At 47.9% G+C, this 21,422-nt stretch carries 15 protein-coding genes; 2 read left to right on the plus strand and 13 right to left on the minus strand.

Annotated elements, in window-relative coordinates; all coding sequences use genetic code 11:
• Window positions 1-57 precede the first annotated feature (57 nt).
• The 11 genes from ACYVGR_RS01315 to ACYVGR_RS01365 all read right to left on the minus strand — a co-directional run bounded on the left by ACYVGR_RS01315 (window position 58) and on the right by ACYVGR_RS01365 (window position 18,139).
• Complete coding sequence (locus ACYVGR_RS01315) at window positions 58-1,017, minus strand: D-2-hydroxyacid dehydrogenase (protein ID WP_460953288.1); 960 nt, start codon at window positions 1,015-1,017, stop codon at window positions 58-60.
• Window positions 1,018-1,137: 120 nt separating this feature from the next.
• On the minus strand, window positions 1,138-2,049 hold the full coding sequence (locus tag ACYVGR_RS01320) for a sugar phosphate isomerase/epimerase family protein (protein WP_460953289.1): 912 nt from the start codon (window positions 2,047-2,049) through the stop codon (window positions 1,138-1,140).
• Between the two features lie 241 nt (window positions 2,050-2,290).
• Window positions 2,291-4,060, minus strand: coding sequence for an L-lactate permease (locus tag ACYVGR_RS01325; protein WP_460953291.1), 1,770 nt, complete (start codon window positions 4,058-4,060; stop codon window positions 2,291-2,293).
• Window positions 4,061-4,125: 65 nt separating this feature from the next.
• Window positions 4,126-6,303 carry an alpha-amylase family protein gene (locus ACYVGR_RS01330; RefSeq protein ID WP_460953292.1) on the minus strand — a complete coding sequence of 726 codons (2,178 nt, stop codon included), beginning with the start codon at window positions 6,301-6,303 and terminating at the stop codon, window positions 4,126-4,128.
• A gap of 18 nt (window positions 6,304-6,321) precedes the next feature.
• Window positions 6,322-8,493: a hypothetical protein gene (locus ACYVGR_RS01335; protein WP_460953294.1), complete on the minus strand. Its 2,172-nt coding sequence runs from the start codon at window positions 8,491-8,493 to the stop codon at window positions 6,322-6,324.
• Window positions 8,494-8,557: 64 nt separating this feature from the next.
• Window positions 8,558-10,267 carry a GMC oxidoreductase gene (locus ACYVGR_RS01340; protein WP_460953296.1) on the minus strand — a complete coding sequence of 570 codons (1,710 nt, stop codon included), beginning with the start codon at window positions 10,265-10,267 and terminating at the stop codon, window positions 8,558-8,560.
• 95 nt (window positions 10,268-10,362) lie between these two features.
• Entirely contained in the window at window positions 10,363-10,923 is a 561-nt protein-coding gene (locus tag ACYVGR_RS01345; protein WP_460953297.1) for a gluconate 2-dehydrogenase subunit 3 family protein, read from the minus strand.
• Window positions 10,924-11,055: 132 nt separating this feature from the next.
• Window positions 11,056-12,507: a RagB/SusD family nutrient uptake outer membrane protein gene (locus ACYVGR_RS01350; RefSeq protein ID WP_460953299.1), complete on the minus strand. Its 1,452-nt coding sequence runs from the start codon at window positions 12,505-12,507 to the stop codon at window positions 11,056-11,058.
• A gap of 62 nt (window positions 12,508-12,569) precedes the next feature.
• Window positions 12,570-16,070: a TonB-dependent receptor gene (locus ACYVGR_RS01355; protein WP_460953301.1), complete on the minus strand. Its 3,501-nt coding sequence runs from the start codon at window positions 16,068-16,070 to the stop codon at window positions 12,570-12,572.
• Window positions 16,071-16,276: 206 nt separating this feature from the next.
• Window positions 16,277-17,407, minus strand: a complete 1,131-nt coding sequence (locus ACYVGR_RS01360) for a FecR family protein (protein ID WP_460953303.1) — start codon at window positions 17,405-17,407, stop codon at window positions 16,277-16,279.
• A 114-nt stretch (window positions 17,408-17,521) separates the two neighbouring features.
• Window positions 17,522-18,139 (minus strand): RNA polymerase sigma factor, encoded by a 618-nt coding sequence (locus tag ACYVGR_RS01365; protein WP_460953304.1) that lies wholly within the window; start codon window positions 18,137-18,139, stop codon window positions 17,522-17,524.
• 248 nt (window positions 18,140-18,387) lie between these two features.
• On the opposite strand from ACYVGR_RS01365, the gene ACYVGR_RS01370 reads away from it, so the two are divergent.
• Both ACYVGR_RS01370 and ACYVGR_RS01375 read left to right on the plus strand, forming a co-directional pair.
• A complete protein-coding gene (locus ACYVGR_RS01370) occupies window positions 18,388-18,675 on the plus strand; it encodes a DUF4160 domain-containing protein (protein ID WP_460953306.1) in 288 nt (95 codons plus the stop codon).
• Window position 18,676: 1 nt separating this feature from the next.
• Complete coding sequence (locus tag ACYVGR_RS01375) at window positions 18,677-18,937, plus strand: DUF2442 domain-containing protein (RefSeq protein ID WP_182461628.1); 261 nt, start codon at window positions 18,677-18,679, stop codon at window positions 18,935-18,937.
• Window positions 18,938-19,198: 261 nt separating this feature from the next.
• Here ACYVGR_RS01375 and ACYVGR_RS01380 read toward each other — a convergent pair whose 3' ends face one another.
• Both ACYVGR_RS01380 and ACYVGR_RS01385 read right to left on the minus strand, forming a co-directional pair.
• On the minus strand, window positions 19,199-20,458 hold the full coding sequence (locus ACYVGR_RS01380) for a threonine synthase (protein WP_460953308.1): 1,260 nt from the start codon (window positions 20,456-20,458) through the stop codon (window positions 19,199-19,201).
• 3 nt (window positions 20,459-20,461) lie between these two features.
• Window positions 20,462-21,367, minus strand: a complete 906-nt coding sequence (locus tag ACYVGR_RS01385; RefSeq protein ID WP_460953310.1) for a LysR family transcriptional regulator — start codon at window positions 21,365-21,367, stop codon at window positions 20,462-20,464.
• Between the last annotated feature and the right edge of the window lie 55 nt (window positions 21,368-21,422).

Below are 21,422 nucleotides of genomic sequence, written 5' to 3' on the forward strand. Positions count from 1 at the left end.
TCTTATGATCTACACAGATTTATCCGTTTAAATCATAAGAATCAGCGTTCTATTAGTTTATTTGTTCACCACATTCACCGGTTTGCCCTCTAAAAAGGCAGTCAGATTCTGGACAGTAATATCCATTAGGCGAGTTCTCGCTTCTATAGTTGCCCAGGCGATGTGCGGGGTTATCAGGCAATTCTTGGCCGTAAATAATGGATTGTCGGCCGCGGGCGGCTCTTTCGAGAGTACATCGATACCTGCACCGGCAATGACACCTGTATTCAATGCGTCAGCCAAATCCTGATCAACAACAATTGGGCCTCTGGACGTATTTAAGAGGAACGCCGTTGGCTTCATCAACGCCAGATTTTCTTTATTAATAAGCCCCTGCGTTTCAGGCGTTAACGGACAGTGAATACTCACTACGTCCGATTGTGCCAGTAGCTCAGGAACATCGGCCCAACGGAAATTAGTCCGATGCGATTGGTCTGTGTGGTGTCGCTTAGAGCCGATGATGTTCATACCAAAGGCCGTGGCAATATCGCCTACTTTCTCGCCAATACTGCCGAATCCAATAATCCCGATGGTTTTGCCAGCCAGCTCAACCAAGGGGTAATCCCAGAAACACCAGTCTATCGACCTGGCCCATCTGCCTTCCCGTACGGCATCGCTATGATGCTTAACCTGCTGTGTCAATTCGAGCAGCAAGGCAAACGTTAATTGGACAACCGAGGTGGTTCCATAGCCAGGCACATTGCAAACAACAACACCCCGTTGTTTGGCTACTTCCGTATTGATAATGTTATACCCCGTGGCCAGTACCCCAATGAATTTCAATGTCGGTAGCTGAGTTAACAGGTCTTCGCCAAGGGGTGTTTTATTGGTAAAAATAATTTCAGCATCTTTTGCCCGCTCCACCACCTGATCAGCAGGAGTCCGGTCATATACTGTCAGGTCACCAAGTTTTTCTAACCCTTCCCAGGATAAATCGCCCGGATTTAGGGTATAGCCATCTAATACGACAATCTTCATTATTGAGTTTTGCTTATTATGGAGTAAATTTTGATTCTATTGATTCTGCGGATTCTATCATTGCTATGTAGTCAATAGCGTCCAGCGAATCAATAGAGCCCAAAGAATCAATAAAATTAACTACACCCTTGCCCAGGCTTCGTTCAACGTCCGTTTGGCATTGGCAATTACGACATCCGGATCTTCATCACCAAACGGTTTTACTTCAAAACTGACGATAGGTGGATTTTCGGTATTCAGATAGCCAATGTCCAGCAGAACTTTCAGATAATGCGTTACTTCGGGCACGTCGTTTTCGCCGTTTGGGAAGCCAAATCGAGGATGAACATCACCGTAAGCAGGCATTTCCAGGCTTTTGACGACGCAGTTGCCAATGTGAGCATGAGTGATGTAATCCTTAACTGGCAACAACGATTCCTCAATTGTTTCATGAATCAGGGGGATATGGCTTAAATCGACCATCAACCCGAAATTGTCGTGTTCTTTCCGAACCTCCTGTGCGTAACATAACGCTAAACCGGCAGGCCCGATCAATGATTTTTTATCGACGTCGTAATCAAAAACTTCCAGCGAAACCTTCATATTGCCCTTGCTTTTTGCATAAGCGCAGATTTCGTTTGTCGATTTTACGAGCAGTGCAAAAGCTTCTTCCTTTCGGGCTTCGTCATACTTTCCGCTCAGAAACGAGTAGCCTGTAGCCCCAATTTCATAGGCTTCATCAATACCTTCTTTTACATTGACAAGCGCCCGTTGCCGACCTTCCTCGTTGGTATCATTCAGATTTAGTCCCGTGGTTAATAGTCGGGGTTGTGCAGCATAGGCAACCGTCATGTGCGAGGAATCGAGTAGGCTTTTTACTTTTCGACGAATGTCGAGGTCTTTAACGGTCGTGATTTCTATGGCTGTGAAGTATTCATCCAACACAACTTTTTTAATGGTTTCCAACACGGGGCCTTCGCCTTTCATGGTCTCGGGAAATGCCATAAAATGGACCAGGCCCACTTTCATGTAGTTGCAAAGTGGTGCATTCATATTTATTTGACAACAATAATGGCCCAAACAGTCTCCGGCTGTTTGTGAGATGTGATTTCCGCATTACGACAAACAGCCGGAGACTGTTTAAGCTTAGTGCTTTGGCAAAATAGATTCTAACTGTTTCTATCGATCCTCGGGGCCGCCCGCGCGGTCGGTTCTATTGTGCAGATAATCAGAAACGATAGAATCAACCGCGCGAGCGGCCCTGAGAATCGATAGAATCTAAATTGGACAAGTACTAGTTTACTAAATCGGGGGTTTGTACTTTTTTTCTGGCCGTGGTCAGCACGGAAATGGCAATTCCGGCCAGCAGTACGCCAAGCAGAATTAGGTAGGTGTAGCCTTTGGATAAATCAGGAACAGCCGTAGCTTTTTTAGTCCCGAGCATTTCGTAGACCGGAATTATCCATTTGACCGCATAAGCCTGGGCCAGCACAATCAGGCAAATGAAACTCAGCATGTAGAAACTGTGCTTGACGGTAAAACGGAACAGCTCCGACTCTTTACCGACCAGATTTCCGGCGGCCGCAGCCACGGCGATGGACTGGGGTGAAATCATTTTACCGACAACTCCACCCGATATATTGGCCGCCACCGTCACAACCGGATCAACGCCAATGGACTGAGCTGTAGCATATTGAAGTTTACTGAATAACGCATTGGCGGAGGTATCGGAGCCGGTAATGAACACGCCCAGCCAACCCAGCACAGGCGCAAAAAATGGGAATAGGTAGCCCGTATTCGCAAGCACGTCGGCCAGTGTGAGAGTAATGCCCGAATCGTTCAGAATGTAAGCGAATCCTAATACCGCAGCAATCGTCAGAATCGGAAATTTGAGTTGATTCAATGTTGCCCCGAACACTTTAGTCCCTTCGCCGTAGGTCAGCCCGACGAGGGGAATTGCCACCAGAGCCGCAATCAGAATTGCCGTTCCAGCAGCTGAGAAGTAGTTGAATTTAAAGATTTTAGGCAGTAGATTCCCGTCTTCTCCCTGAATGGCATTGTGCAAGCCCGGAAACTCAAACTGGGTCATCCCCGCCGAATTCAGGACATCTTTAATAGGCTGTATGCCCCAGGCAATGACCATGATCGTCAGCACAATAAATGGCGACCAGGCCCGGAGAAGCTGCCCATTTGTATAGCTGATATCCGTATTGAGCGTGGCTGCCGGTTCGTTGGCAAAACGCCAGATGGTTTTCGGTTTCCAGAAACGCAGGAAAACCATCAAACAAATGATCGATCCTAATCCGGCAATAACGTCGGGTAACGCAGGGCCTAAAAAGTTCGAGGAGAAATACTGAAGGAAGGCAAACGAAATACCTGATACGAGCACCGCTGGCCATATTTCCTGCGCTTTTTTGAAACCAGCAATGATACTCACCAGATAAAAAGGTAGCATGATCGACAGAATCGGGAGAGTCCGGCCAACCATCTGCGAAATGGGCAATTCGGGAATACCCGATACTTGCGAAGCCACTGTAATGGGAATCCCGATCGACCCAAAAGCAACGGGAGCCGTGTTGGCAATCAGGCAAATACCCGATGCATAGAGCGGATTGAAGCCTAGCCCCACCAGCATAGCCGCCGTAATGGCCACGGGTGCTCCAAATCCGGCAGTTCCTTCCAGAAAAGAGCCAAACGAAAACGCAATCAACAACGCCTGCAACCGCCGATCGGAGGTGATCGAAGCCATAAAGTGTTTGATAATCTCGAACTGGCCGCTTTTCACCGTGACGTTGAACAGGAATACGGCCATGATCACCAGCCAGCAAATGGGGAACAATCCGTAGACAGCCCCATGCATGGCCGACAACAGGGCCAGTTTCACGGGCATGCCATAGACAAAAACGGCAATGATCGCAGCCAGGAGCGTAGCGATCAGGCTCGCCTGATACCCTTTCATTTTCCGGATAATCAACGCCCAGAATATAAACAGAATAGGCACAGCCGCTACAAAAACGGACAACACGATATTGTTAAGCGGATCAGTAACTTGTTTCCAAATCATGAGTTGTATTTCGGTTAAATTATGTGGCGTCGGGTTCTTAAAACTGACACCACAGTCCTACTCAATTACGCCAAATCCAGGGCAACAATTTCGTGGTCGAGAATCTTGGGAACGGACACCATTACTTTGCTACCCTTCAATTCAAATTTAGGTTTTTGATCGCTCATCAATAGCTTGACACCAGCCACTTTAGCACCTGCTGGAACCGCAATACTCACCTGAGCCTCGACCGGGATTAGCTCCCGGAATGGGCCTTTCATCATCATTGGGTTCGTTAGGTTTACCAGGTGAACAGTCATGGAATTAGCCTGTCGCCAGACATTGACATCAATCACGCCCGGTCCCGTTAGGGTGGCAATGGGTTCTTCATCGAGTGCCCAGTTTACCACATTGCTCAGCAGTTGTCCATGATCGGTACCCAGCATTTGCCAGAACGAGCGATCCAGATCACCGGGAATGTAGGCCACACGCCCTTTGCCAACCTGCCGCAGGTATAGCTCCCGCGTATCGGTTTCGGCTACCCGTGGGTACACGTCTTCCATGGGCAAGTCGGGATACGTAGGAATCAGTGTAATTGGGCTGGGGAACGTAGTTGTTGGTTTTACATTGACTTTATAAATCGAATTGATAATACGCGGGGTATCGTCCAACCCTTTCAGAATCAATTGTGTCTGACTGTTTTGGGCATCCTTACGCAGTTGCAAATAACTGTTCCTCATCGGCCCCTCTACTTTCTGATCATAAGACACACCGAACAGACTCGCCAGCCCGAAATCAGATCGTTGCTTACCTTCTTCATCGTATAACGACGTTTCGAAAGTCGACACAATGCTACCGCCATTATCCACAAAGGCCTGAATCTGTTTGCATTGCGCGTCAGAAAGAGCCGCGATATTTGGAAGAATCAGCAGTTTGAACCGTTTAAGCGCATCGGGCGTCAGCAGCCGATCATTCACCATATCAAACGGAATACGACTCTCTACGAGTGCGTGATACATGCCGTCCAGGTGATCGCTGCTTTTCTGCTGCCAGGGTTTGCCACCGTAATTACGGTCGGTTTGTTCTGAATAAACGACGCCAACGCGTGACATCGACGCCGTGTTACGAAGGTATTTTTCGTTTTTATAATAACCTTCATAGAGCTTGGCTACAGCCTCCATCCACCGCTTGTCGTAGATGTCTCCCCCAAACTTTACAAAGCAGGGGCGCATGCCATTAGCCACACCTTCGGATGCCCAAATCCGAATTTCGGCATCGCTCTGCACCGAGTCTTTCCAACGAAATTCTTCTTCAATCCCAATGCTAAATATCCCAATCAATGGCTTCATTCCCAGCGTAGAACGCAGTTCCTTGGCCCCTTTTCCATTTGCCCAGGGAGCCGTAAGCCCGCGTCGTGCTTGTTGGTCAGCAAAGAAAAGATCGGCTTCTTTTCCGGTCATTACTTTATCGGGGAAACCGTTGGGGATGAAGCGCGCTGTTGGTTTCTGTTTGCGGATACCCGCATCCCAAACCGCCCAGACCTCCCGCAGGCGTTTCATCCGCCAATCAGCCCATTTGCGGTAAGTTGGATCGAGTTTATCCGCCGTTTTGGGCAATTCAAGGCCGGATGCTTTTTTGAAGTTACTCGTACAATGCTCACAATAGCAGATATCATGACCATGCCAGCGATTCGAAAAAATCCCTTCGGGCTGAAATTTCTCCATGATTTCCTGATTCACCTGCGTCATGAAATCAAAGTTGTAAGGCCCTAGCGCACAGGTAACCCATAACTCCGGGTTAGCCCAGTGACGGCGCGGCTTTCCGTCGACGGTTACGGCAATCCAGTCGGGGTGTGCGTCGTAAACGTCTTGCCGGGCGGCATGCGGATCGGTTCGGAGCATGATTTTCATGCCCTGTTTTTTGCAGCCTTCTACCAGATATCCCAATGTATCGGAATTGCCCATGAAATCACTGCGGTGATGCAATGGAATTTTCGTCGGATAAAAGGCGACAATACCACCCGCACTCAGCAGTGCCCCATCAGCATGAATGCGTTTAAAGTAGTTGAGCCAGAAATCGGGGTCATAGTGACCGGGGTCACGCTCAACAAACGCGAGCTGCGCCCAACGCATCGGGCCATCGAGCCAATAAGTCTCTGTCGGTGCCAGTACATTGTCCGATGAATTCGCCAGAACAGACGGACCGGACAGCGCGTATGCACTTCCCAGAATACTGGTCGTTTTAATAAAATCTCTTCGTTCCATGGTTAAGGAAGGATATAGTTAATCTTCTTGCGCGAGAATAATATCGCGCTCTACTTGCGGCAAATAGTTACTCCACAAGAAGCGTTGGGAATCTTTATAAGCAGTCTCTTTCGATATATAGCCCTCAGTATAAGGGACCTCATGGTAATGATTGCCCGTTATTTCGCTGACCTTCCGCCAATGGGTTATGCACTGATTCAGGTAAGCGATTGCCTTCTGTTGCTGCGTTTTATCCTTGGTAAGTCGGTAGGTTTGAAGCGCTACAGCCGCGCGCAGTTTATCCGCAAAATAGCGACTCAAATAAGCCCAGGTTTCCAGATCAGCCAATTCGCATTGCAACGTTGGCGATGCTCCCGAGCGCAATTGGTCTAACCACTGAAACACCGTTTTACTATCGGCCTCCAGTAAATCAGCCAGTTTTAACGGACTAAGTTTCGTCTTGGGGATCGACTTCCGGGCTACTATCTGACTCACGTATTCTTTGATCGACAAGTAAGTCGGGTCTAAAGTTGAATGGTCAATTAACTCGTTGATCGAAATAAAACTCGATACGGTATCCTGAAAACCTTTGCTCGCCGAAAAGGGCGCCAGAAAACCTTCAGAATACAAGGTATAATCCCAGGTTGAGCCGTAGAACGAAGCAAGACGCAATGGCATTTGACTAGCTGCCGAATAGGCTTCCAGCATCGGTTTACCCGATTTCAGTCCATAGCGGTTCGCGAAGGAGGCTTCAAATACGGCATCCGGTGTAGTCGGATCGTAAAGCAATCGACCCCAGAGTTGGTAAAAAAGCCATTGTTTCTCAAAGGCATAGTCCCAGTTCTGATGATCGCTTTTCACATGCGAATAGTCTTTAGCGGGGATATATCCCTCAGAACCAACAAAGTATCCATTAACATAAGGGGCTGTATTCTGTGCAATATGCCGACGAATGAAATCGGGTTGCCCCCAACGAAGAATGAAGAAATCTTCGTTTCGAATCATCCACTGAATACGGTAATTCGACGGCATCGGATTCCAGTAACCATCATCCCGCTTGCCCGAATGCGAATCATGCGTTAGCGCTAACGTAGGGGTCGAATGTCCATGCGACCAGTTAAACTTGATTTCGACCAGGGTCGTATCGGGCAGTTGAGCGTTGTTGATCACGCGTCGCATTTCGCCTGGATCGGCTGAGAGTACCGAACGATGAATGAGCTTCACAGGTCGTTTGGCTGCCTTAATGCCCGCAATTATCGTTTCCTCCAGCCAGTCTTCGCGATCTTTGGGCGTCATCTCCGGCAATGCCGAATTAGGCCCGCTGAAATTGCTCATCCAGTCGGCCAACGTAATACCGATGCCGGCCAGATCCGGGTATTCGTTGATAACCTGCGTGACGACTTCGCGGGTGTACCGTTTCACCACCGCCGACGTATCGTTGCGTTCTTTCACGCCATACGCCTTCGCAAACTCGGGCGACACGGCAATGTTCCAGTTTACGATATAAGGTTCGATGCCGCGCTCCTTAGCCATCCGAAACAGCGTTGTCCAAAAGTGCTTCCAGCCGGCCATTTCGCTAGCTGAGAAACTATTCGCTTCTGGAAAATTCGTCGGCTTCACCATGAAGGAAAATGGATGGATATTCCAGAGCGACAGGACGTTGAACCGATTTTGGGCCATCTGATCCAACAATCGCTGCCAATACGCCAGATCCCGACATACGTCCTTATGCACCTCCATTGCCGGGCCCGACCGATACGACGACCAAGGCAAATTGACCTTCAACGCCCGAACGGTAAAGTGTGGATTGACAGCCTTGGGTGTCAGTGTTTTCCAACTTTTCCCCATCTGAATCTGCTCCGCTATGTCCAGCACACCATACATCGCCCCGGCATCATCGACCGCCGTTATCAACAGGTTGTTATTCTGATAACTGATCCGATAGCCTTCTTCCCGAATAAACTGTTCACCTTGAGCCGGTTGAACCGAAACAAGGATACCCGTTGATTGTGTATTCGACCTAGTTGACTCTTTTTTAACCGCTTGCCCAACTTTCTGTAGCGCTTTCTCCAAACGACTTACCCCAAATTGAATTGGCTTACTGGCCGTATCGAACGCAATCACAAGCTGGGCTTTCCCGATTGTTCGCTGCGCGAAGGCCGAGTGACCGATCAGTATAAATAGCCAGAAAATGGTGTATTGTCGTTGCATCTGGAATAGCTTACAAGTGGTGTCAGGTTCAGAACCTGACATCACGCCATTATATCATCTCTTATCAAAGGCTCCGCGCTTTCAACTGATCAACAGCATACTTGGCGGCCCGAGCGGTAAGTGCCATATAGGTAATCGACGGATTTACGTTCGAGGCTGAGGTCATGGCAGAGCCGTCGGTCACGAATATGTTTTTGCAGGCGTGAACCTGGTTAAATTTGTTGAGCACCGACGTTTTGGGGTCTTTGCCCATACGCGCCGTACCCATTTCGTGAATACCAAGGCCCATGTGCGCCACGGCGTTGTCGTAAGGCACTACGTTTTTGAAACCAGCTGCTTCGAGCATTTCAGCGCCATCGTTCATGATGTCTTTGCGCATGGCCCGTTCGTTTTCGCCGAAATCCGCGTCGAACACCACAACTGGCAAGCCCCATTTATCGGTTTGGGTGTCGCTTAGATAGAAGCGGTTATTCGGATCGGGAAGCACTTCACCAAAGCCACTCAGGTTAATTTTCCAGGGGCCGGGTTGTGTCATTTTCGCTTTAAAATCAGCGCCAAAACCCGTTTCGGCGCCACCCCGTGCCCAGTCGGCGCGAGAGGCTCCACCCTGATAACCAAAGCCACGCAGGTAGCCCCGCTTATCGCTACCCCAGTTTCGGAAACGGGGGATGTACAACGCATTGGGACGGGCACCAAAATAATAGTCGTTTTCAAAGCCTTCGATGTCGGCCCGTGCGCCTACGCTGAGGTGGTGATCCATGAGGTTCCGGCCTAGTTGATCACTATCGTTGCCTAGTCCAGTTGGGAAACGCGATGATTTGGAGTTCATCAGAATCGACGTGGACCCAATCGTACCCGCATTCAGGAAAATGATTTTGGCGTAAAACTCCCGAACCTCCATCGTATTCTGGTCAATCACCCGAACGCCTTTTGCTTTCTGACCTTGACTGTCCAGCAAAATCTCTTTCACAATGGCGTTATGAACAACGGTCAGGCGGTTAGTTTGGCGAGCCGCTGGAATCGTAGCCGCCAACGAACTGAAGTATGCACCAAACGGGCAACCGCGCGAACAACGATTTCGGAATTGACACTGCGCCCGACCCAGTGCCGTATGCCAGGGTTGAGGCTTGGTAAGATGCGCCACCCGACCAATCGTGATGGTCCGGTTCAATTTCTGCATCACCGATTTTTTCAAATGTTGTTCCGGAGCCGTCATGGCCATTGGTGGCAAAAACTGTCCATCCGGCAAAACATCCAGTCCTTCTGCCTGACCACTGACCCCTACAAACTTTTCGACGTAATCATACCAGGGAACGAGGTCGTCGTAACCAATCGGCCATTCGACGCCAAGCCCCTGTTTGGCATTGGCCAGAAAATCCTCACGGTTCCAGCGATACGATTGTTTACCCCACAGCAACGATTTACCACCGGTATGATAGGCCCGTATCCAGTTAAACGGCCGTTTCTGGATGTACGGGTTTTCTTTGTCGTTGGTGTATAAATATTGCGTGCCTTCTTTGGCCGAGAAGTACATACTGGCATAATGTTCTTCGGCTGCCACGTTGGTTATTTTACCCCGATGCTCAAACTCCCAGGGGTCTTTCATGGCGGTTTTGTAATCTTCAACGTGTTTAACTTCATAGCCCCGTTCGAGCATCAATACTTTTAACCCTCGTTCGGTCAACTCTTTAGCGGCCATGCCGCCGGTCATTCCTGAGCCCACAACAATGGCATCGTAGGTTTGTGCCTTATCCGATTTTATGTTCAGATTCATATTTTACAATGATTGAATTAGTGAATGTGTGAATGATTGAATTACTGCTGGTGGAGTCAGATACTTACACCCGACAGCGCACCATTCAACCTATTTCACACCTGATTTCCGTACATAAAATCTTTCTGACCAGGTTTGATCTTAATAGCCTCGAACCGGCCGGGAATCGGCTGATAATCGAACGATGCTTTGATGCCTGCTTCTGAGGTAAAATAGCCCAGCAACGTAACTTCTTTGATGATCTGCCAGAACGACGGACTGGTAGCACTGGGCGGAGCGCTGGCTTCAACCTGCTTCAGTATGTCTGTCTGCTGATCGGGTTTGAGCGCCAGGAAGTTCTTGCTTTCCAGATTACGCACACCCGCTACGAAAGCATCTTGTGCAGGCTTTTTGTAGCAGTCACGGAGCATCACATCCATAAACACGGGAACACCTGCATCAATCGAGCCCGGTGTGTCGGTTCGGGGAATGATGATGTCGGAAACGCGAGCTACAATTTCGCGCTGGCTATCATCCAGAAGCGAATCGGCTTTGGAAAGCCCACTCGATTGCTTGTCAGCAGTTTGTCCCCACTGGCTCATGGCCATTAGTGTTGGTGTCGACAGGGTCCCTCCCATCAACCAGGCCACTCGTGCTACGGCTTCCCGTCTGTTCATCGATTAAATTAATTACGTTATAATGGATCTTTTTTGACAGGATTCACAGGATGGACAGGATTACTTTATCGGATTTCATCCTGTGAATCCTGTCAAAAAAATATACTATTAAAAGGCATCAACACGCTTTATCTAATACCCTGGATTTTGCTTGATCTTGTCTTTGTTGACATCAATCTGCGCCTGAGGAACCGGGAAGACCAAATTATTCTCCGTCAATGCATTGACTAACCGAATCTGATCTTTTTTGCCATTCAGGACGGGAATGGCCCGGCCTGTACGCACAAGATCATACCAACGATGGCATTCAAACGCCAGCTCAACCCGGCGCTCCTGCTCCACCGCCAAACGGAATGATGCCTGATCAGGCGTATCGGTAGCTGTTTTCGCTTTCAGACCAGCGCGTGTGCGAATCTGATTCAGGTACGTAAACGCTTCGCCACTAGCCTGATAGCCAACTTCATTTAAACTCTCAGCATACATCAGCAACACATCGGCATACCGGATGATTGGGATGTTGTTGCCGTTATCATTATTCGTTGCGGGCGTATCGTAGTACTTCTTGACAAAATTCGCCGGAACAACCTGGCCGCTGGCATTAACGTACGAGATAGCCATCGAAATATCTCTACGAACATCGCCGGTTTCGTAAGCTTTGTAGAGGTCTTCTGTGGGTTGATTATTGCCCCCGCCACTAAAGGCAATGACCGAGTTACCCGAGCTTTGCGGGGCAAACAGGTTCGGCCAGGGGTTTCCTTCAGCGGCTCCACCCGATTTGTATTGCACATCAAACACCGACTCTTTGTGATTTTTGTTGCTCACCTTAAACACGTCGGCATAGTTGGGCAAAATAGCGTACACATTCAGGTCGATCACCTCTTTCAGTTTGGCCACTGCCAGCGCGTATTTCTTCTGCGTCAAGTAAACTTTACCCAGCATGGATTTAGCTGCACCCTTCGTTGCCCGGCCTACGTCGACACCTGTATAGGTAGCAGGTAAGGCAGCTTCCGCTTCCGACAAATCCTTTTCAATTTGGGTATACACTTCCGTTTTAGGGTTACGGCTATAAGCGTATCCATCATCTGGATTATTAATTGACTTGGTCACCAGCGGCACATCGCCGTAGGTTTGCACCAGAATAAAATAAATCCAGCCCCGCAAAAATTTCACTTCTCCGGTATAGCGGCTCTTGACGGCAGCATCCATTGTAATGCCATCAATTTTATCCAGAATGGTATTAAAACGAGCAATAGCGGAGTAACAGTCATTCCAACGACCCGAAATGTAAGGGTTGGTCGTTTTGATGTAAAAGCGATCAAACTCATCCTGGTCGGTGATAGAACCGGAGGCTACCGGGATTGTATTATCCGACGCGATATCGCCGAATACGTAGCTATTACCTGCAATCCCATCGGCTTGTAAAGCGGCATAACTTCCACTGAGTGCATTTTTAATATCGTCGGCCGTTTTGTAGAAATTATCGCTGGTCGCATTCGATATGGGTTTCAGGTCCAGGTATTGCTGGCTGCACGAACTGATCCAAACCAGCATCAGCACAGGCGCAAGGATTCTATATATCTTCATTGTTGAAACTGATTAAAGGGTAGTTAAACACAGAGGCTGCGTCTCTGTGTTTAATAATTCACTTAAAATCCCACATTGATACCAAACGTGTAAGTTCTGGCGAGCGGATAGGCACCGTAATCGATACCTGCCGATAAAGGGCTTTCGTAGTTACTTACTTCAGGATTATAGTTCAGGTATTTTGTCCAGGTGTACAGATTCTGGGCCGATACGTACACACGCAGTTGCTGAATCTTGATCTTGTTCAACAGCTTGGTTGGTAGTCGATACCCCAGATTGACGTTCTGAATTCGCACATAGCTGGCGTCTTCTACCCATCGCGACGATACGGCATTGTTGTTTCCGCTAGTACGCTCATTGGCACGCGGTGTAATGCCATCGCCCGGATCACTGGCTGAGCGCCAGCGACGCAGCGCCGTTGTCAACTGGTTCTGGTTGCCTTCCATATTGTCGTAATACCGGCGACCAATGTTGAGAATTTTACCACCCTGTGTACCCTGAATAGCAATGTTCAGATCAAATCCTTTATAGCTAAACGAGTTGGTGATGCCGTATATAAAATCGGGCTGATTGTTCCCCAGAATCGTCCGGTCGTTTGCCGTGATTTTACCATCACCATCAATATCAGCGTATTTCACATCACCCGGACGAGACGTAACATCGTGCGGGTTCGCATCTAAATCAGCCTGATTCTGAAAAATGCCGAGCTGTTTGTAGCCGTAAAAACTACCGATGGGGGCACCAATCTGGGTAATGGTCAAATCGGCAAGACTGCCACTAGCCGTACGGATAGGGTCACCGGTGGGGCCAAGTTCCAGCACTTTATTCCGGTTGTACGATAGATTAATTGTCGTATTCCAGATGAACCCTTTGGTCATGTTTCGGGTATTGAGAGCAAACTCCATCCCTTTATTCTCCATCTTCCCGATGTTCTTATACGCCGACGTGAAGCCCGTGAGCGAAGGCACGTTGACCGACAACAGCAAGTCTTTAGTAATCCGGTGGTAATAATCGACACTCAGGTAGACACGGTTATTGATCAAACCGAGGTCGATACCCGCATCGAACTGCTGATTTTTCTCCCAACCCAGCTTCGAATTTCCGAGCGAAGACGGTGCTAATCCATTGACCAGGTTGTTGTTAAAGCTGTAGTTATCGGTTCGCAACTGCGCTACGTAAGGATAGTTATCCGAGAAGGCGTTATTTCCCGACAGCCCATAACTAACCCGAAGTTTGGTTTCGGAAATGGCCCGTATGTTTTTCATAAACGACTCCTCGCTCACCCGCCAGCCCAGCGAACCCGCCGGAAACGTACCCCAGCGATTATCAGGCCCGAAAACGGATGACCCATCCCGACGAACCGACAGATTTACCAAATACTTACTCTTGTAACTATAGTTGGCTCGCGCAAAATAAGAGACCGAAGCATTCGCTGTTTTAAACGACCAGGCCGTTGTTGTCGAACCGCTGGCGCTGGCATTCAAGGTTTCAACCACGTCGTTGGCATACGAACTTCCCGACGCGCTGCTCGACTGAAACTTGGTCGACGTGGCTTCCATCCCGATCAAAGCCTCGATATTGTGCGCGGAATTGATGTTTTTCGTATAGCCAACAACCTGGTTGAAGAGCCAGCTCATGTTTTGGTCGGAGTAAACTGTTCCCATAGCCGTTGTAGGAGGTAGCAGATTGCTCAGCGGCATTCTAGAACTTCGGTACGTATTGCGTCGGTTATCGCTGAAATTCACATTGGCCGATGCCCGATAATTAAAGTTTCTCAGGAAACCATAGTCCGCATAGATATTTCCAAGCAGATTTCCCGACAGATACGGGCTGTTGTATTCTGTGATATTAGCCAGCGGATTCGTAACACCGGGTAAATTATAAGGAGCGGCTAACGCCAGTTGTGATGAATAAGACCCATCGGCCGCGTAAACAGGTGCCATCGGGATAGCTGCCAAGGCTGCTGTAATAATTCCTTGATTAAACCACTGGTTTTCAGCCGTAACCTCCTGCACACTTTTGAACGACGGGTTCAGGTTCATCCCGACTTTTAACTTCGGCAACAGGTTTACCTCAACATTAGCCCGAAAAATATACCGATCCAGCGATGATTTCAGAATGATACCATCCTGTTTCAGATAGCTACCACTAACCAGATAACGCGCCTTTTCGTTACCACCCGAAACGGACAGCTGATAACTACTCATTTTGGCCCGTCGGAAAATCAAGTTCTGAAAATCGGTATAGGGCAGGTTCGCAACTTTGGTTGGATCATCATAATTGAACCAATCGAACAGGTCACCGCGTGGGTACCGATAGCGCAGGTAACTCGCTGGCCGAACGCTGTTTGGGTCGGATGCACTACCGCCTGGAACGTTGTCCAGATAAGCGGTATTCGATGCTTCTTTGGCAAATTCGGCGTACTGCTGCGAGTTCAACAGGTCTATCTTTTTTGTAATTTCCTGAAAGCCCGTATATACATCCAGATTCACGTTCATCCGGCCCGGCTTACCACGTTTGGTTGTGATCAGCAAAACGCCATTGGAACCCTTCGATCCATAAATAGCTGTCGAAGATGCATCTTTCAGCACGTCGATACTCTCGATATCAACGCTACTCAACAAGCCAAATACGCCCGACCCCACAATATTTCCATCGACAACCACCAGCGGTGACGTACCGGCGCTGATCGAACCGAATCCTCTCACTTTAATAGCGGGCGTACTACCCGGCGCACCACTGGTTTGCTGAATAACGACACCCGGAATTTTGCCCTGCAAAGCCGTTGCTACGTTCGATACAGGCATGTCTCTAATTTCGCCCATCGGAACGGAGGCAATGGCCGCTGTTACGTCGGCCCGTTTCTGCGTTCCGTAACCCACCACCACCACCTCACCCAGTGCTTTTGTATCGGCAGTTAGCGTTATATTCAGAATCGTTTCATTGCCAACCGTCACTTCTTTAGGCAGATACCCAACCGAACTGAAAACCAGTGTCGTTTCTGTATCAGGAAGTTCCAGTTTAAACTGCCCCTGGGCATCGGTCGTGGTACCTTTTTGCGTGCCTTTGATCACCACGTTTACGCCGGGAAGCGTTATGCCGGTCTGATCACTCACCGTACCGGATACAGATCGGGCCACCTGTTCGACTGGCACCACGATAGCGGCCTGGTCAACCTCAACGGGAGCGGATTTAGCAGGCCGATCGGGCCTGATAATAATCATATTGCCACTCACTTCATACACGAGCTGGAGTGGTTTTAGCAACTTAATCAATACCTGAGAAAGTGGTTCAGATTGGCTTTTAACCGATATTTTGCGATCTGACTGAATAATTTGTGAGCTAAAAACGAAACGGGCATCAACCTGTTTTTCAATCTGATGCAGTACTTTTTTCACATTCTGACTCTCTACCGAAAGTGTAATCTTCTGGTCGAGAAGTTGTTGGGCTTTCCCATCACGTGCCCACGAAATTCCGGCTAGTGCACAGACCAGAAACCATTGGAGGAGGGTTATACGCATGATTCGTAAAAGCCTTTCATCTACAAAGCGTAGTTTTTGCATACATTTGTCATGTTTTGTTGGGTGAGCAAAAAAATTCAACAAAATCCCCCCAACCCATTCATTGTCAGTGAATGGCGCGGCTTGTCAGGTCAGAAAATAAGGGGGAGAATTCGGAGGTCAGCTATGCGTCAACATGGCTGACCTTTTTACTGGAGGGGAGTAATTTTGAGCATAGGTTAGCAAAAGTTAAGCGTTAGGAATAATCATTATTGGCAACGTTGGCCACCGGTAATCGTCACCTGATTGCCCTGAATAGCATATTGAGCTTCCAGTGCTTTGCAAACAATAGCCAGTTTATCATGAAAGGGCTGCCCCACCAGCGACGCCGATAAAGAGCATTTACCCAGCATTGTTTCGTCGTAAACAATGTGAACACCGTACGCCTTTTCGAGCATACTAAATACTTCTGAAACAGGCGTTTCATCAAAGTCAAACGACTGCTTTGCAACCTCCTGAGTTTCGGGTTGTGTAAATACGCTACCCGGCATCCGAACCAGACGCTTGCTTTCAACCGAGTATTCGGCGCCCTGATTCGGCGTCAACACAAGTCCTTCCAACTCAGGGCTACTTGCTTTTTCCCGAACCGATGTCGATTCCTCCAAAGCATATACCGCCACTCGGCCCGTTTTTACAGCTACTTTTATGGGCTGACCAGTTGCAGGTGCATCAACCATAAAGCTGGTTCCTAATACTTTAGTCGCAATGCCGCGCGTATACACCAGAAATGGGTGTGTAGGATCTTTAACAATTTCAAAAAAAGCTTTTCCCGTCAAATAGACTTCCCGTTGCCGAAACTTGTCGGGATAGCTCAATCGGCTGTCGGGCTGAAGTACCACCGAACTCCCATCACTCAGTAAAACGGTCAACGGTTTGTTGGTGTCGTTCCGGGTTTCTTTTAAGGTCGTTCCAACCGAATTTGCCTTTTTAAACTGCTGATAGCTTTCAGGCTGTACTCCTTGTGTTTGACTATACCAGTAGGCGCCTAACCCAATACTTATGACCAGGGCTATGGACGCAGCCATGCGTAACCAGTTCCAATTTGTTCCGACTGTACGCGTAAACGGAGTGGCGATTACTTCTCCCTTTTCGGCTTGAACATGCTTCTGAACGTACTGGCGCATCAGCTCACTTTGGGCTGCCGTTGGTTGATGCTGCCCCGTTTGCTCAGCGAATATCAGAACGTACTGACGCGCCATCTCCACTACCAGCTTCTTCTCAGGATGAGCATCCAGAAACTGCTGCCAATAGGCATCCTGCGTTGTATCAGGGTGCTTAACCCAGCGGATAAAATCGGGATCTTCCAGGAAGTCTGTTAGTTCGTAGAGGGCTTGTTTCATAGCTGGACAAAAGAGTACCTACGCAAGAAGTAATAGAATTATTCCCTTTACTAAGAAAGAAGCAGCAAGCGGCTGTTTGACCTCTTTTTTTAGGGGAAATTTTTTCGAAAATTTTTACAGACTACATAACAGCCAGAAAATCAGCAACGAGCCGATAAGCCAGTTGCGATTCTGACGAAGCGATGTGATGGCCCGGTGAATGAAATTACGAACTGATTTCTCGTTGACATCCATCAGTTGAGCGATCTCACTAATGCTGAATTCGTCGTAATAATATAAGGTAAGGGCTTCAACCTGGCGTTTAGGTAAGTGGGTGAGCAACTCCTGGATGCGCCGACTCAGCAAATCTCTGGATTCCTGCTCAATCTGCGTCGTCTCTTCTGGGCCTGACGTTGGCGTTGTGTCATCTTCGACTAGCCCATCTATTGTTTCGCCAGTCTGGTATTTGCCCTGCATTCGGTGAATCCGGCGACGAAGGGAACGATATAGGTAAAATTTAATGGAGCCAATTTCTTCGGATAATGTGGCCCTCATCCGCCAAACATCGATAAAGACTTCCTGAACGGCATCTTCAACCAACGTCGAATCGGCAACAAGTTTGCTACCGTAGTTGTACAATGTTCGGTGGTACCGTTCGAAAATGGCCGTAAATGCCGACTCATCCCCTTCGCGAAGGCTTCGCCAAAGTTGCTGATCGGTGGAATTGCTCCAGGAAGATTGTAGACTGGCCACTGTTAATTAAGTTCCCTTTACGGCATAAGGCTATAATTGGATAAACTTAATTATAGATACGCAAAATACAATTAGTTTGTGTGAAAGAGTTGAGGTTAGAATCAGATGGTAAACGTAGTCAACTCCCCTATAACGATAAATAATTATCCCTAATAAACAAAAAATAAAGTTAAATATACTTAATCGTTGACTTTATAGAGTCTTATCCGTCATACTAGTACTAGGTCAAACTCAAACCTAAGTATAGTATGCCTAAAATCGCTGTTTATCAGTTTTTAACGTTCTTCGCTTACATGTTCGACGCTGTAGGAGGTGAACCTCCACACCTGCACGTATCAAAAACTAAAAGCCGAAATACACGGTTTGCTAAAATATGGTTAGATTCGCTAACGTTCGCGGAAATTGGCGATTTTACAGAAAAGGAGTTAGCCTTAGTCAACAAGCTCGCTATTGAAAATCAGTCGGCTCTATTAGACTTATTTCACCGTGTTAGAGCTGGCGAAAAAATAAAGGCAATAACATTAAAGATAAAATAACATGGAAGGCTACGGTGGTACTACACCCGTTATAAAAAAAGTAACGTTCCCTAAGCGGGGCAAATTTGAAGTTTCGCTTGAGGATGGGCGATCAATCATGTTACCCGTTTCACGTTTTCCTTCTCTACAAAAGGTGCCATTAGCACGGCGTAACAAGTATACAATTGGGAATGGAAATACAATCATCTGGCATGATTGCTCCGAAGTATATCATATACAGGACTTCTTCGGTTTCCCTGACGATTATCGTTATAAAGGTTAATCTAACGTGAATTATGGAGGATTTACGAATAGATTATACTAGCTTTTTGCCATCCCGACGCCAGGAGGGATGGCAAAAAAATAACTTTGTAAATAGCTAACAATCAGTAGGAAACTTTAGGTGTTATCCATTATTCACGTTAATCTAAAGATCCAAATACAGACTACGCCCATGTGATGTCAGATGCTTTCATCTGACATAGGGGAGGTTTCTCAAAACCTTCGAGTGTCGGGTTCTACACCCGACACCACTGACAACTCCTCAGCAAACCCACTTTCCTTTTATATTATCCAGATATTTTTGGCCTGAACCTGTATTCAGCAACAGAATGTTTTCCTCTGGTTGAAGCCAGCCCTGATGTAGTAATTTCTTGGTGGCAGCCCAGATGGCTCCGCCTTCAGGCGCGACGAAAATACCTTCGTGGCGGCAGAGTTCACTAACACTTTCCAGCATGTCCTCTTCCGAAACAGCAATAGCTGTTCCGCCTGATTCGTGCAGTACATTTAACATGAGCGGTTCGCCAATAGGGCGCGGAACGGCCAACCCGTTGGCTAGTGTAGGTTTGCCAACATACTGCTTGCTGTTTGCCTGTTTCCCCCAATAGGTATCGACAACGGGCGAACAGTTCTCGGTCTGCACAGCTACCATACGCGGTAATTTTTGTTTTTTAGAGAGCCATCCAAGCATTTTTAGTTCGTGGAAAGCCTTCCAGATGCCAATCAGGCCAGTTCCGCCACCAGTTGGGTACATGATCACATCGGGCAGTTGCCAGTTCAATTGCTCGGCAATCTCAAAACCCATCGTCTTCTTGCCCTCTAAGCGATAAGGCTCTTTTAGTGTAGACACATCGAAATAAGAACCATTCTGATTGATTTGCTGCACTTTGGCTGCACAGTCATTGATCAACCCATCTACTTCAACAAGGGTGGCATTGTAGCCAATGCATTCTTCCTTAAACGCATCGGGCGTATGACGCGGCATTACAACAACGGCCTCCAAACCTGCTCGGGCGCAGTAAGCCGCCATTGCGACGCCCGCGTTACCAGCTGTGGGAATAATACACGCCCTTTCTCCGTTTTCTTTGGCTTTCGACACCGCTAAGCTTAGCCCTCTGGCTTTGAATGAACCTGTCGGATTAAGTCCCTCGTCTTTCAGGGAAAGCTGGCGTAAATCGTATCGACTAGCCAGACGATTGAGTGCCAAAATAGGTGTGAATCCTTCGCCTAAACTAACCTGATTTTCAGGCAGAATAACAGGAAGAAGCTCTTCATATCGCCACAGCGATTTAGGTCGTAGCAACAAATCTGATTTCTGGATGCTACCAGGTCCAATAACGTATTGACATAACAGGGGTGCATGACAACACGTCGATATCGTTTGCCGAACAAGGGCGTCGTGAATGGAGCCGCATTGCGAACAGTGAAGATCGCCTAAGCGTGATGAAGTGATGACAATGTTCATGGTTGTATTTTCCCGAAATGTCCCGGTTACCAACGCATGAAGCAAATACCATTTTGGCATGAGTTATTCCGTAATGGAATAATGTCGTTTCGTAAACTGAATAAATGTAGAGACGAGTCGATTGTTTTCGGTTCCCTTTCGCTGGATAAAATAGAAGGTGCGTTGAAGGGTCAAACCGCGAATAGGAACTTCTACTAACTCACCCGCCGTCAGCTCTTTCAAGATAGCCCGCTTCGGCAGGAAGGCCAGGCAGGTATCAGCCAGTACAAAGTTTTTTAGCGCTTCGGTACCGCCCAGTCGAATCAGAATCCGCAACGATGACAGGCTGATTCCTTTCTTGCTGAGTTCATCTTCGACTACTGCCAGTGTTCCTGAACCGATTTCCCGAACTGCCAATGGAATTGTGGGCAAATCGGCTACGGTTAGCACCCGATCCCGTAAAGGACTCCTCGCCGAGCAGACCGCCAGGACATCATCCGTCATGAAGGGGGTATACACCAGCGTATTTAGTTGCGTTAACCCTTCAACAATTCCGACGTCAATGTCGTGGGCCAGTAAAGCATTTTGAATATTGTTCGAGTTACGGTTCAATACACTCACCTGAATGGTGTCGTAGCGATGCAGATAGGCAGAAAGAACAGGTGGTAGAACGTACAAACTAATAGTTGTACTGGCACCGATGGCCAATTTGGTTGGCGGAAAAAAGTCTTCATTAAGCTGCTGTAATTCCTGATATAGTTCGTTTTGTAACTGCCCCGCTTCGAGCAACTTGGTGTATAGAGCCTGCCCGGCCAGGGTTAAGCTGATTGTTGTACCATGACGCTCAAACAAGCCCGTTTTGTAAAAATATTCCAGCGATTTAATCTGCTTACTGATTGCTGACTGGCTCAGAAATAACGTTTGGCTGGCTTTGGTGAAACTTAGTAAACGGGCCACTTCCATAAAAATCAGGTGGCGGGACGAAAGCATAATAGGAGCCTGTTTAGGTATTAAATAAGCCGTGCCATGGATCTGAACTGTGGCA

The sequence above is a fragment of the Spirosoma litoris genome (assembly GCF_054776755.1).

What these genes read in the sequence shown, in the direction of transcription:
- ACYVGR_RS01315 (WP_460953288.1), bottom strand. Translation starts at nt 1,017, where the DNA reads ATGAAGATTGTCGTATTAGATGGCTATACCCTAAATCCGGGCGATTTA.
- ACYVGR_RS01320 (WP_460953289.1), bottom strand. Translation starts at nt 2,049, where the DNA reads ATGAATGCACCACTTTGCAACTACATGAAAGTGGGCCTGGTCCATTTT.
- ACYVGR_RS01325 (WP_460953291.1), bottom strand. Translation starts at nt 4,060, where the DNA reads ATGATTTGGAAACAAGTTACTGATCCGCTTAACAATATCGTGTTGTCC.
- ACYVGR_RS01330 (WP_460953292.1), bottom strand. Translation starts at nt 6,303, where the DNA reads ATGGAACGAAGAGATTTTATTAAAACGACCAGTATTCTGGGAAGTGCA.
- ACYVGR_RS01335 (WP_460953294.1), bottom strand. Translation starts at nt 8,493, where the DNA reads ATGCAACGACAATACACCATTTTCTGGCTATTTATACTGATCGGTCAC.
- ACYVGR_RS01340 (WP_460953296.1), bottom strand. Translation starts at nt 10,267, where the DNA reads ATGAATCTGAACATAAAATCGGATAAGGCACAAACCTACGATGCCATT.
- ACYVGR_RS01345 (WP_460953297.1), bottom strand. Translation starts at nt 10,923, where the DNA reads ATGAACAGACGGGAAGCCGTAGCACGAGTGGCCTGGTTGATGGGAGGG.
- ACYVGR_RS01350 (WP_460953299.1), bottom strand. Translation starts at nt 12,507, where the DNA reads ATGAAGATATATAGAATCCTTGCGCCTGTGCTGATGCTGGTTTGGATC.
- ACYVGR_RS01355 (WP_460953301.1), bottom strand. Translation starts at nt 16,070, where the DNA reads ATGCAAAAACTACGCTTTGTAGATGAAAGGCTTTTACGAATCATGCGT.
- ACYVGR_RS01360 (WP_460953303.1), bottom strand. Translation starts at nt 17,407, where the DNA reads ATGAAACAAGCCCTCTACGAACTAACAGACTTCCTGGAAGATCCCGAT.
- ACYVGR_RS01370 (WP_460953306.1), top strand. Translation starts at nt 18,388, where the DNA reads ATGCCTAAAATCGCTGTTTATCAGTTTTTAACGTTCTTCGCTTACATG.
- ACYVGR_RS01375 (WP_182461628.1), top strand. Translation starts at nt 18,677, where the DNA reads ATGGAAGGCTACGGTGGTACTACACCCGTTATAAAAAAAGTAACGTTC.
- ACYVGR_RS01380 (WP_460953308.1), bottom strand. Translation starts at nt 20,458, where the DNA reads ATGCCAAAATGGTATTTGCTTCATGCGTTGGTAACCGGGACATTTCGG.
- ACYVGR_RS01385 (WP_460953310.1), bottom strand. Translation starts at nt 21,367, where the DNA reads ATGCTTTCGTCCCGCCACCTGATTTTTATGGAAGTGGCCCGTTTACTA.